Raw genomic sequence first — 12,948 nt, 5'->3', positions numbered from 1 at the left:
TTAGCCGGTTACCGAGCCGTTTTTTCGAAAAAGGTATCATGAATTGGTATTATCGCCTCATGAACGGATATTATCCAATCCAAAAGGGGAAAAAACGCTGCATAAAGCGCTTTCATGCGAAGGGGGAGGTTGCAATTTCCACTTTTTCAAAATATCGGCCATTGTATGTTTCACATTACAATGGCCTGATATTTCACCGGTAAACGAGCCTGTCCTTAGCTTATGCTTACGAAGCCGCTTTCTTCGAAAGCGTTTAGGACAGCGAAGCCGTTTATCCTTGACCCTAAAATTAACTTGACGTTCGGCATACGGATGGATACCATGAAAAGCACATGATGAAACCGCGAGGGGGAGTTACCTTGTACAAACTTCTTTTAGTGGATGACGAATATGAAATAAGAACGGGGCTTTGCAATTTTTTTCCGTGGGATGAGATAGGCTTTGAGGTTGCGGGGCAGGCGGAGCATGGCAAGCAGGCGCTGGATTTCGTGCAAAATCATGCCGTCGATGTCATTCTATGCGATATTAAAATGCCTGTGATGACCGGTATCGAACTGGCCGAAGAGCTGCAAAAACAAAAATCCAAAATCAAAATTATATTTTTCAGCGGTCACAGAGATTTTGAATACGCACAAAAAGCTTTGTCCTTCGGAGTAAAAAGCTATGTCGTCAAATCGACGAAATTTAGCGAGCTTGTTAATGTGTTTAAAAAGGTCAAGGACGAGCTCGATCAGGAAGCGCATACAGCCGAACCGTCCGCCAAAGAAATTCCGGAAGAGGCCGAAGAAGCCCAAAACTTTTACGATCGGGTTATCCTTACGATAAAGAACCATATTAAAGAGCATTATAAAGATGTAGAGCTCGACGATGTAGCCAAGCTTGTTCACATGCATCCGAATTATGTAAGCAAGCTGTTCAAGAAACAAACCGGACAAAATTTTTCCGATTACCTCCTGTCGGTCAGAATGGAAAAAGCGGTGGAACTTTTAAAAGATATCAGATACAGGACGTTTGATGTAAGCGCTATACTAGGTTATAGTAACGTGAAAAACTTCACGAGAACGTTCAAAAGCTATTACGGCAAAAGTCCGAGAGCGTTTAGAACGAACGAAAACCTCGATCGGGTGGAGTAATACGGAATGGCGGGACAGCCTATGAAAAAACGATTTTTCTTAAAAAATCTTACCCTTTTCCTGATCCTCTTGTTGATTCCGTTAATCATTTTCGGAGCCTCGTCCATCGCGCTTACACAAAACGAGCTGAAAAACAATATCAATACAAACAACGCCAGTTTATTAAAACAAACGAAGGAAAACGTCGAGCTTGTTTTAAATGAAATCGATCAATTGAGCCTGGTTTACGATACGAATGCCGATATCGGTTTTGAAATGGATGCCATTCTTCAAAGCAGCTCGGCCACATACGAAATAAATGCCGTAACGAAAATCATTAAAGGGTTTATGAATGCCGATCCGAGCGCAAGACCGTATATCTACTCCATTTATGTTTATTATGACAGCGCGGGCAGCCGGTTTTTCTCATCCAGCGAGGGCGTCGCCGGCTTGGCTAATGTGTCGGATAAAGCCTGGTATGAAAGCTACCGCAATCAAGAGCGGAATAAGACGTTCTGGACGGAAGCAAGAGAAATCAAACGGACTTCATTCGATGAAAATCCCTTGCAGATTATGTCGATCTATCATCGTATGTCTTCGCGCAACGGAGTCATTGTTTTGAATATACTGCCGCAGTATATCGAGAACATTCTTACAAGCGTTACGCCGCTTCCCGACCAAAGCATACTCATTATGAATGCGGACAAGCAGATCCTTTTTAAAAATTCGACTACCGCACTGCTGCAAGATATCGATCTGAAGCAAATAAGCGAATCGCCGCAGGACTTTTTCACAATGAAATTTGCGAGCGGTACCTATATCATTTCCAAGCATCAGTCGGAAAGATACGGCTGGCAATACTTGTCCATCGTTCCTCAGCATACGCTTTACGAATTCCCCTCCGAGCTGAGCGGGTTCATGCTGATGCTGCTTTTGGCGGCATTCGTGATCGGCCTCGGGCTGGCTTATTTTATTACGAAACGGAATTACGGACAAATCTCCAAAATCGTCCATATTCTCGACTCGGCGGAAAGCGGGAATCCCCTCCCTCCGATGTCCGATCGTATTAAAGACGAATACAGCTACATTATCAACAATATTCTTAAAACGTTTATCGAGCATAGCTTCTTGAAAATCGCATTGTCCGAGAAAAAGTTCAGAATGAAGGCAATGGAGCTTACCGCTTTACAAGCGCAGATTAACCCTCATTTTTTGTTTAATACTTTAAAGACGATATATTGGAAATCGTATGCGCTTTCGGGAAACCAGAACGAAGTAAGCCATATGATCGAAAATCTTTCCGATCTTCTGGACTATTCTCTTAGCAAGCCCGAGGAACTCGTCACGCTGGAAGAGGAAATACGGAGAACCTTGAGTTATACGGAAATTCAACAAGTACGCTATAAAGATAAGTTTGAAATGATATGGGATGTTGATGAAGAAGTGAGTCGATATACGGTGATCAAGCTCATTTTGCAGCCCATTATTGAAAACAGCATTTATCACGGGATTCGAGAAAAAGAGGGGAAAAGCAAGATCAAAGTAAAAGCGTTCGCGTTGAAAGGCTTTCTGCGCCTCTCCATTATTGACAATGGCGCAGGCATAAACCCGGAAACGATGAAGAAAATCAAGGAAAAGCTCAAAGATTCGGAGGATTATTCCGATCATATCGGGTTATTCAATACCGACAAGCGTTTGAAGCTTACCTATGGTGAGGAATACGGAGTGCAGCTAAAAAGCAAGCACGGATTTGGGACGGTGGTTTCCATGTGCATTCCCACTCTGCCTGAAGGAATTGTCCCGTCTACTCTTGACCGTCCGTCTGATGATTAAGGATGGGAGGTTCCCCTCGTTCCTTTAATGATTGGCGAACCGACAATTTGACCGCTGCACGTTTATAGATAAAATTTCATCGTATTGAATAAGCAGAACTCCCTTCTTGAGTCGGGTCGTTGTACCGGCAATTCGAGAACCGGCGGGTTCTCTTTTTTTATTAATTGATCGTTCGAATGTTATAAAATGACCGGCTTTTTTTCTGTTTTGGCACGTTTATTTTTTGTTTCTGCCCTATTATACATAGTTAGAAGACAACAACATGGCGGGCTGCATTTCATCAAAATAACAAATAAACGGTAAAGGGAGGAACATTGGTATGACACAGCTGCTGAAAATAGGAATGATCGGCTTGGATACGTCGCATTGCGAGCTGTTCGCCGATCTGTTGAACAATCCGGAGCATCCGTTTCATGTGCCGGGGGGCCGGCTTACGATCGCGTATCCGGGCGGATCGGACGATTTCGAGCTAAGCCGCTCGCGCGTGGGTACGTATACGAAACAGCTTCGTGACAACTTCGGCGTGCAGATTGCGGAAAGCATGGAGCGCGTGGCGGAAGAGGCGGACGCCATCCTGCTTACCTCCGTTGACGGACGCGTTCACCAGGAGCAGTTTGCGCGCATCGCTCCGTACCGGAAGCCCGTATTTATCGACAAGCCTTTTGCCGTTAGTACGGAGGAGGCGCGAGCCATTACGGAGACAGCCGCAAAATGGCAAGTGCCGATGTTCAGCTGCTCGTCGCTGCGGTATACGGAGCCGCTTGTTCAAGCGCTGAAGGAGACGGGCGGCGGCGCTATCATCGGTGCGGATTGCTCCGGTCCGATGCCGGTCGAGCCGCCGCTGCCGCCTTTGTTCTGGTACGGCATCCATACGGTTGAAGCCTTGTACGCGATCATGGGCAAAGGCTGCGTCAGCGTATCGGTCCGGATGAACGAAGATCACGAAGTGATCGTCGGCGAATGGCGCGACGGACGAATCGGAACCGCGCGCGGCAACCGCAAGGGCAGCTGGGCGTTCGGCGGACTCATCCATCGTGAAACGGCGGCGCAGTTTGTCGATCTGTATGCGAGTCCGAAGCCTTCCTTGGCCGGACTGCTGGAGGCGGCGATGCATATGTTTCGCACGGGCGAGCAGCCGGTCGGGACGGAGGAAATGCTCGAAATCGTCCGTTTTCTCGAAGCGGCCAATGAAAGCAGACGAACGGGCGAAACCGTCTTTTTATAAAAGGGCTGAAGCTAAATATTTTAAAACAGGGAGCGGCATTCGGATGTTGGATCGTTTGGGAATTATTACGGATGAGGTTTCGCCCAGCCTGGAAGAAGCGTTGAGCTGGATACGGGAGCATGGCCTTCGGCACGTGGAAATCCGCATGGTGGACGGAAAAAATGTGATGATGCTGACGGCTGAAGAAGTCATGCACGTACGCAAACGTGTCGAAGCGCACGGACTTTTTGTTTCCGCAATCGCTTCGCCTGTTTTTAAATGTCCGCTTGATCGAAACCGCAAGGTTGCGGGAGGCGATACGTTCGGACAGTCGGCGGAGGAGGATGTGGACAGTCATTTTCTAATGCTTGAGAAAGCGCTGGATTATGCCGATTTGCTGGGTACTTCGCGAATTCGAATTTTTTCGTTTTGGCGGGAGCAATCACCGGAACAATATGACGACATCATTGTGAAATACTTGAAGCGGGCAGCTGAGACCGCGGAAAAAAGGGGGAAGCTGCTGCTGCTGGAAAATGAGCCTTCCTGCAACGGCGGCTGCGCGGAAGAAGTGGGACGGTTAGCGGACCTTACGGCTTCCCCGGCTCTTAAAGTATTATGGGATCCGGGCAACGAAGCTTATTTGGGCCTTAAGGCATTTCCTGACGGGTATGAGGCCGTGAAGCATGTTTTGGCTCACGTACATCTGAAAGACTCTCTCTTCCGTGAAGGCGGCGATGCCGCATGCGTTCCGATCGGCCGGGGGGATGTGGACTACATCGGACAGCTGCAGGCGCTGGAGCGGGACGGCTACGAAGGATTGTTCAGCATCGAGACCCACTATGTGCCTCAAGGCGGCGTACCTGCGGACGGTTCGGCATTAAGCTTGGCGGGTTTGCGGCAGCTGCTCGGCAGAGGGTTGCTTAACGGTGTGGAGGCGGAAAATGAGTGAGTATTTCGGCGGGGACACTGCCCGAGAAGGCGCGATCGACGGCCTGTTATCCGTCAGCGGCGGGGAAGCGGGAAGTGCGGGCAATGGCGGTAATACTGGTGATGCGGGTAATGGCGGGAATGCGGACAATACTGGTGATGCCTGCATTGCAGGGAATGCCTTCAATTCCGTTACTTCCGTCATAGGCAAACATTACGCAAGCGGTCTTGTCGTGCGGATTCATATGCGAAACGGCGTTATCGCCGAGGTCGAGCCATTGCCGGAGTATCGGGCCTGCGGTGAAGAACTGCCCTTCGTCGGGCCGGGCCTGGTTGATTTGCATATCAACGGGTATGCGGGAATGGATGTGAATGAAGAGCAGCCGCAGACCGAAACGCTGAAAAGGATGTCGCGAGCCGTATGGAAAGAAGGGGTTACCGCCTTTTGTCCTACGATCGTTACCAATAGCGACGTCCAATACCGGCTCATGCTGCAAAATATAACGCAAGCTTGCCGGGAGGATCCGGCTGCAAATGCTGCCATGCCCGGCATCCATGTCGAAGGGCCGTTTATTTCGCCGGAGGACGGAGCACGCGGCGCGCATCCGCTGCAGCATGTGACTGCTCCGGATTGGACGATGTTTCAGCGCTGGCAGGAAGCTGCCGAAGGGAGAATCAAGCTGATCACGCTTTCGCCGGAATGGCCGGAATCCCTTTCGTTCATCGAGCGCTGCGTCAAGAGCGGCGTCATCGTGTCGATCGGTCATACGTCGGCAAGCCCGCGGCAGATTGCCGATGCGATAGCAGCAGGGGCGACTTTGTCCACGCATTTGGGCAACGGAGCGCATCTCACGCTCCCCCGGCACCCCAATTACATTTGGGAGCAGCTGTCAAGCGATTCGCTTCATGCCTGTGTAATCGCGGACGGTTTTCATGTTCCGGCGTCTTTCCTAAACGTAGCGAGAAAAACGAAGCGGGAAAAGCTCATTCTGGTCAGCGACGCTGTAAAGTACAGCGGAATGGAGCCCGGAGAATATGATAATCCGCTTATCGGGGAGGTCGTGCTGACGTCGGAAGGCCGGCTGCATTTGAAGCGGAATGCGCAGCTGCTGGCCGGCTCGGCTCAGATGCTGCCCCACTGCATCGCGCATATGGTGAAGCATCGCATATGCGGACTTGCCGAAGCATGGGAAAGCGCGTCGGTTGTGCCCTCCGGCTTGATGGGCTGGAGCGCTTCGCAAGGATTGTCCGCCGGCGCTCCAGCCGATCTCGTATTGTTTCGCTGGGACGGGGAGAGGCTGGACATTGAAGCTACTTTCAAGAACGGAATAAACGTTTTTACAAGGAAATAATGGGACTAAGACCTTTCTTAAGGAAGGTCTTTATTTAATATGTCGAGGTATTTCTTGTTTGTCTCATCAGAAATTATGTCTTTGGTTAATCGTTCAAATTTTCCGATAAACACGCCAGTCCTTAAAAGGACGCCAATGCCGTTTTTTCGAAAAATGCCGATTCGGTGCCTATTTTCATCATAGCCTGTGATCCTTGGATATAAAGAAAGATTCTTAAGGCGTCCCTGTAAGGCTGATTGGACGATTTACTTCAATCGCGAAAGGAATGATCGAGCGAACGGAGTTGAAAATTCGAAACGAGCTTGCTATTGCGCCTCTCTCTACACGCTGCAGTCCGAAAACGCCCACTTGGAGCAAGGAATCGAGGTTCGTCTTACGCAGTAGTCCGATTTCGCCTGCTTGGAGAACGGATTTACCGGTGTACCGAGCAAAATACCCGCTGCAAGCAGGCGTTTTCGGACTACAGGTGGGGAAAGGAAGCCGTTACCCGCTGCAAGCAGGCGTTTTCGGACTACAGGTGGGGAAAGGAAGCCGTTACCCGCTGCAAGCAGGCGTTTTCGGACTACAGGTGGGGAAAGGAAGCCGTTCCCCGTTGCAAGCAGGCGATTTCGGACTACAAGTGGAGAAAGGAAGCCGTTACCCGCTGCAAGCTAGGTGATTTCGGACTACAGGTGGGGAAAGGAAGCCGTTCCCCGCTGCAAGCAGGCGTTTTCGATCTGCAGCGCATGCAAGCAACGGGCGACGGGGAGAGGAGAGGGCAGTTGGAAAAAGCAGCGTATTGCCTTTTCGTGAGGGGATTAGCCGTATTCGCGCATCTCGCGCTTTTTCGATATGACTTTACATCCGCATGTCATTCCAATACGATGAGAGAGTACATAAAAGCAATCTCACTAAGATTATTGGCTTTGTTTGTCATTAGTCGGCTTCCGACAATTTACGTTTGCCGGCAATAGAAAGGAATCGTGGATCATGCAGCCTCTTATTTCCGTCGTTATTCCGACGTACAACAGGCTCGGCGAGCTCGGCGAGCTGCTCGAGTCGCTGAGCCGCCAAACGTATCGCAATTTGCAAATCATCATTGTCAATGATAACGGCGTATCCGTAGATGCGCTTTGCTCTTGCTATCGGGAGCTTTCTATCCGCGTTATCGATATGGAAGCAAACGGCAAACACGTTCGCGCCCGCAACAGGGGAGTCGAGGAAGCCGAAGGCGAGTTCATTCTTTTGTGCGACGACGACGATTTGCTTGTGCCGGAGCATATCGAGAATATGCATCGCGGAATCGAGGACTCCGATCTTGTCTATTCCGACGTGGAAATCGTGGAATTCAACTGGAGCGGAGGGGTTCGCCTGCCGGTAAGCCGAAGGACGTTCGCTTATGAGCATGATTTGGAAGCGATGCGCAGGTTTTCCACATTTGTGCCGTCCGGATGCTTATATCGCCGGTCGATTCACGAAACGATCGGATTTTTCGATACCGAGGTTTATCATTATTGGGATTGGGATTTTTTCCTGCGGGTGTCGGAATCGTTTCGGGTCCGAAGGGTGCCGGCGGCGGGTGTGCTATATGCGTTCGCTCTAGGCGGGGACAATTTGTCGGGCCAGCTTGAGGACATGCGGCCGTATTTGGACAAGCTTTCCCGCAAGCACGGGCTGGGCGAGCTGCCGACCAAAAACTTTTTCCTTCTCCTGGAGGAGGAAGATGTGAAAAGCAGGGAGGCCGAAACGAGTCTGCTGTGGGACGGAACGCCGTTCCGGTACCGCTGCATGAACACCAAAAACAGCGAAGGCGAATAACCTGTCGCTGTTTTTTTCTGTTTTTGTCGAGTAGGAAAACTGACTTGCTTCCAACCGGTTTTTCGCCGAAAAAACGATCAAGCAAACGGTTCGAATAGCTTCGGCTGTTTATCCGGCCGGAGATCGGCATATCGTTCTTCAATTAAAGCCTTGAACTCGGAAATATAGGTCAAGCTCGCGATGACATAGACGTGGTTATCGCTCTCGGCCGCGGCTTCGGCGAGCGATATGGGCTCGAACGGTCCGCGCTGCCTGGTGGAAGGCGAAGCGGCCGGGTCAATTACGCCGCGGACGCGTATGCCGTGAAGCTGCGCTTCCCGGATAAGCATATCGGCGACGGGGCCAGTACCGAACAAATGCACCGTACGGATGCCGGCTTCCGCCAGACGGTTCATGACATGGAACAGCAGCATTCTGCCGCCGAATGCATCGGCCTGCCTCGCGAACCGTCCGTACAAATAAAAAGGCGCGTACCGCGTCGCGGTGCCTTGCGGCCAATAAACGTTGAGCGTTTTGGGCCCGAAGTTGCTCATATCGATAAAAAATTCGCTCCCTCGTTCCAGCCATTGCTCCGGAATCGGCCCGCAAATCGGCTCGGCGCTGACTCCGCCAAAGTTGTCCTGATGGGTCAGACTGCCCAAGCCGGCGGCTTCCTCCGGCGTCGGCATATCGATCGCGCGGTGCAGGATTAAGCTCCATTCGCGCGCGCCAAGGGTACCGAGTAACTTCGGCTTTTGTTGCCGCAAATAATCGTAATAACGCTGAAACGCGAATACGCCTTCGTGGCATGCTTCTTTGCAGCGGAATTCCTCCGGCGGATGAACGAGCTCGGCGAGAACCGGCGCGATTCGGCCGTCGGCTTGCCGTTCGTAGCGAAGCGTGGAGCCGAAGTCTCCCATCATCAGCTCCTCGGTGAAGCCGGGGCTGCGCGCGAATCTTTTGGCAAGCTCGCTATGCTCCCCGCCGCCCCCGATAAAGCAGCGAATGTCCAGCCCCCGCAGCAGCCATTCCGCCGTTTTATCCGTGCCGACCGCCATCAGGTGGATCGTGTCATGGGCTGCGGCCTCGTTGTCGAGCGCGGCCTGCAGCGCCGATTGAATCGTGCCGTTGAAGCCGATATCGACCGTAATCAGCTTGTCCGGCTCACCAATGCATTGCTGCCGGATATGCCCGATAAGCAGGCTTCTCTGCTCCGCGATCTTATGCCTGATTCGTTCCAGCGTATCTTCTTGGAGCAGGCACCTTCGTAAAGCGTCGAACACGCTCTCGCCATTGGCCGAAGGAGAAGAAGCTTCGGCAAAGCGGATGTTTCGGCTCTCGGGAACGGTCAACTTCATATATGCTGCAAATGAGGAGGCGTTTAACGCTTCGCTCTTCAATTGGGCGGCGGAATAAGCGGAATGAACGGGTTGCCCGTTATCCTCCTCGAGCCCAAGCAGCCTGAACAGTTCATTCAGCGTAATGCCGCCGAGCGCCAACACTTTATCAAGCTCCTTGCCGCCAAAATCGCTCATTGCCGCGAGCAGCGTCGCTTGCCGCGATATGTAAAGCGGTGCGACCTTAATCGGCAGTCCGCGCATGGCAGCGCAACGTTCCAGCATCGGTCCGAGCAGATGCGCTTCCCGCATGAACGGATGAACGGCGGTCCGGCCGGACTTCTCGCAAATATCGAGAATCCAGTCGCAAAAGCCTTGCAGGAAAGGCCCTAATACGGCTGCGCCGAAGCGGTAAAAAAATTTTTCTTTCTCCCCCAACTTATCCGGCGCAGCGGCGGAGGCCAGCTTGCGAATCGAGCGGACGGCGGGCGCGACATCCCCATGCCGAATCGATTCCCAATGCAGAGGACTTTGGAGCGTTTCCGGTATGACAGGGTAATGTATCGAACGAATGTCTCTGCTTGCTGCTCCGTCCACATCGGCCGCAACATTGTCGCCGATGTGAAGGACGTCGCCGGGTCTTATGCCCGGAAAGGCTTCGAGCAGCACGTCGAAAAGCTTGCCCGACGACTTGCCGCCGCCGTCTACGGAGGAGACGAGAATCGCATCCACCCTGAACGGATCGAAACCGTTCGCCTTAAGAATCGAGGAAAGCTGGTTCGGCGACATATACATGTCGCTGACGAGCGCCACATCAATGCGGCGTTGCTGGCAGAAGCGGATGAGCGAGGCCATATGCGGATTCAAATAGCAGAGCTCGCGTTCCGCTTCCAGCTCGAGCTCCTTCACGCGGGAAGCATCGCATACGCCGGCAGGCAATTGGGCGTAAATATGCTCCAGCGTAATTTCGCCACAGCCTAACGGATCCAGCGCGCGCGCTTGCCGCTCCGCGGTTATCCGCAAGGTACGAAACGTTTCGGGGGTTACGCCTTCCGCGAGCAGCCCGTTTTGCTTCGCTTGTCGTCCCGCCTGCAAGAACACGTCGGCCGGTTGCGAGCAGCAGCGGAACAGCAGCGTGTCGAATACGTCTACGCTGAGCAGGCGCAGCGTTTCGATTTTGCCTTCAATCGGTTTTAAAAAATTGTCAGTTTTCCACAGCTCCGTATCGGTTGACGTCACAGGAGTAATCTCCGGCATGAATTGCGGCCCTCCTAGCATGGTATTTATTTATATTGTATATTTATTAGTCTAGTTTTACGAGGGGCATAAGCAAGCTACTCGGCAAAGAACCATGAGGTTGGAGCCGTTTTTTGGCGCTGAAATTACGTAACGCAAAGTGAGTGGCTGCATGACGCGCTAAGCGTGTAGGATACAAAGTGTATGTCTGGGCGATGTACGAGACGGAGCATTACGCCAAGCTGTACACGTCTCTCGTTGTGAGCCTGGCCGAAGCGCTGATTATTGGGAAGCTTCGCCCTCGCGGTACCTTTTGGCCGACCGCAGCTCGAATGCAAGCTTCCGCACCGCGTGCGGTTCCAGCGAATGATGTTTTGCTGTCCTTTTGGCCATATGCGCCGCAAAAAAAGATCGTCCGCTTCCGGACGATCCCTTTTTTAAAATATAAGACTTTATATGTTTCACAAAACAAGCGCTTATCTTTCAACGGTAAACGCGCGCGTCCCAAGCCTATGCTTACGAAGTCGCTTTCTTCGAAAGCGTTTATCCTTGCCGAGTTAGCCCCCTGCAGCCGCAAGGCCGATCAGCATGATCAGACCGATGACGCCGACGAACAATCCGCTGAACACGGTACCGAGAATAGCGAACACTTTGCCGCGTTCCTTTTGCGCCAGTCCGATAATGCCAAGTACGAGCGCGATCAGCTGTCCGACGGCCGCCGCCATAAAGCCGAGGCCGATGAGGGCGAACGAAGGCGTTTTTTCCAGAAGCGCTTCAACGCCGGCCGTATCGATGGCGCCTGTCGTCGGATCGATGAGGTCGGTAACCGTCGCGACTGCGCCGATCAGGAGCAGGATACATAAAACATACATCGTGAGCGAGACGATAAACGAAGCGATCCCGGGTCCCGAATGCTTGCGGCGAACGGGCGCTTCAAACTGCGAGCCCTGCGGGGGAGGCATAAAAAACTGCTGTTGGCCGGAATTGTAAGGAGCATGCCTTTTTTCCGTTTCGGCGCCGCCCGGTTCGGGTTGTCTGTTTTCATGGTCTCGATTATTTTCCATTCTTTCACACCTCATTAACTTGTTTGGACTACATACGGATTATATCCCCTTATGGTTCCTTCCATATTCCCACACGTTATTCGACATAAGCAAGAAATATTCCTTCCCGAACGCGGCATGTAACGGAATCGCCAATAAAATTGTGACCATGCTCCTGCTTTTTTAGACAAAATATGATATTATTTTTACAGGAACATACAAAATTCGGCAATTTTCTCGAAATATAAGGATTTATAGGTTTCCTATCCTAGGTACTTGTATTTCGGCGGTAACCGCAAGGCCTCATAAGACGCGCAAGGCGTTTATCCTTGCAGAGCAGATCATTCGGAGGAGGGAATTTATGAGATTCACCTTATGTCAGACGGTAAAAATTGTGGACATGAACGACGAGATTATTCACGAGGTGTTGTTCGAGCACGGGGAAGTGGAGCTGCCGGTTCCGTCAATCGGCGCCTCCGTCATCAATCATCCGCTTGGCTTAAGGCAGTTCGAGGTCGTATACGACAAGCGGGCCGGGCAGACGAAGCGCTCCAAAATCATCGACATCGAAATCGATCTTTTGGGTGACGGAACGACTGTACGGGTATTTTTGGAGCCGGTCACTCTCATTGTTGGACAGCATGATGTGGGTATGTTCGAATGAAAAAGCTGATGATTGCGGGAGCGGTCAACGGGATGTTGGCCGTCGCATTGGGGGCTTTCGGCGCTCACGGCCTCAAGGAGAAGCTGTCGCCGGAGATGCTGGACGTTTTTAAGACCGGCGTTCAATATCATATGTATCATGCATTGGCCTTGCTGCTCGTAGCGCTGGCCGCATCCAAACTGGGCGACGATGGCGTCAAATGGCCGGGAAGGCTGTTTATGACGGGAATCGTGCTGTTCTCGGGAAGCTTGTACGTACTTAGCATATCGGACGTGAAATGGCTTGGCGCGATTACTCCTTTCGGCGGGGTATGCTTTATCGCAGGCTGGCTCTTGTTTGCGCATGCCGCATACAAAAAACTTTAGTTTGCCGTTTTCCCGCTATTCGGCAGTACGATCGGCACAGCCGGCCCGGCCGATGGCGGAAACAACAGGGCGATCGACGGCCTATCGGCTTACACACCG

The 12,948-nt window shown here is 51.8% G+C and carries 11 protein-coding genes; 9 read left to right on the top strand and 2 right to left on the bottom strand.

What is annotated here, in order from left to right:
• Positions 1-359: 359 nt before the first annotated feature.
• The 7 genes from DQG23_RS04940 (at position 360) to DQG23_RS04910 (ending at position 8,225) form a co-directional block, all read left to right on the top strand.
• Positions 360-1,133: a response regulator transcription factor gene (locus DQG23_RS04940; RefSeq protein WP_113029706.1), complete on the top strand. Its 774-nt coding sequence runs from the start codon at positions 360-362 to the stop codon at positions 1,131-1,133.
• Between the two features lie 21 nt (positions 1,134-1,154).
• On the top strand, positions 1,155-2,945 hold the full coding sequence (locus DQG23_RS04935; protein WP_158560300.1) for a sensor histidine kinase: 1,791 nt from the start codon (positions 1,155-1,157) through the stop codon (positions 2,943-2,945).
• A 319-nt stretch (positions 2,946-3,264) separates the two neighbouring features.
• Entirely contained in the window at positions 3,265-4,170 is a 906-nt protein-coding gene (locus tag DQG23_RS04930) for a Gfo/Idh/MocA family protein (protein WP_113029704.1), read from the top strand.
• A 43-nt stretch (positions 4,171-4,213) separates the two neighbouring features.
• Positions 4,214-5,098 (top strand): sugar phosphate isomerase/epimerase family protein, encoded by an 885-nt coding sequence (locus DQG23_RS04925; RefSeq protein ID WP_113030010.1) that lies wholly within the window; start codon positions 4,214-4,216, stop codon positions 5,096-5,098.
• Entirely contained in the window at positions 5,091-6,428 is a 1,338-nt protein-coding gene (locus DQG23_RS04920; RefSeq protein WP_238177753.1) for an N-acetylglucosamine-6-phosphate deacetylase, read from the top strand. The genes DQG23_RS04925 and DQG23_RS04920 overlap by 8 nt, the downstream gene beginning before the upstream one ends.
• A 418-nt stretch (positions 6,429-6,846) precedes the next feature.
• Complete coding sequence (locus DQG23_RS04915) at positions 6,847-7,086, top strand: hypothetical protein (protein ID WP_113029703.1); 240 nt, start codon at positions 6,847-6,849, stop codon at positions 7,084-7,086.
• 311 nt (positions 7,087-7,397) lie between these two features.
• Complete coding sequence (locus tag DQG23_RS04910) at positions 7,398-8,225, top strand: glycosyltransferase family 2 protein (protein ID WP_113029702.1); 828 nt, start codon at positions 7,398-7,400, stop codon at positions 8,223-8,225.
• 77 nt (positions 8,226-8,302) lie between these two features.
• Here DQG23_RS04910 and DQG23_RS04905 read toward each other — a convergent pair whose 3' ends face one another.
• A complete protein-coding gene (locus DQG23_RS04905; RefSeq protein WP_113029701.1) occupies positions 8,303-10,798 on the bottom strand; it encodes an HAD family hydrolase in 2,496 nt (831 codons plus the stop codon).
• Between the two features lie 536 nt (positions 10,799-11,334).
• Positions 11,335-11,841, bottom strand: coding sequence for a hypothetical protein (locus DQG23_RS04895; protein ID WP_113029699.1), 507 nt, complete (start codon positions 11,839-11,841; stop codon positions 11,335-11,337).
• Positions 11,842-12,181: 340 nt separating this feature from the next.
• On the opposite strand from DQG23_RS04895, the gene DQG23_RS04890 reads away from it, so the two are divergent.
• Together DQG23_RS04890 and DQG23_RS04885 are read left to right on the top strand one after the other, a co-directional pair.
• Positions 12,182-12,484, top strand: a complete 303-nt coding sequence (locus DQG23_RS04890) for a hypothetical protein (RefSeq protein WP_113029698.1) — start codon at positions 12,182-12,184, stop codon at positions 12,482-12,484.
• Positions 12,481-12,849 carry a DUF423 domain-containing protein gene (locus tag DQG23_RS04885; protein ID WP_113029697.1) on the top strand — a complete coding sequence of 123 codons (369 nt, stop codon included), beginning with the start codon at positions 12,481-12,483 and terminating at the stop codon, positions 12,847-12,849. Before DQG23_RS04890 ends, DQG23_RS04885 begins: the two co-directional genes overlap by 4 nt.
• Positions 12,850-12,948: the final 99 nt, after the last annotated feature.

Source organism: Paenibacillus contaminans (assembly GCF_003285015.1).
Taxonomy (GTDB): Bacteria; Bacillota; Bacilli; order Paenibacillales; family NBRC-103111; genus Paenibacillus_V; species Paenibacillus_V contaminans.
Note: the sequence above shows the minus strand (reverse complement) of the source record. Positions and strands in the feature narration are given on the sequence as shown.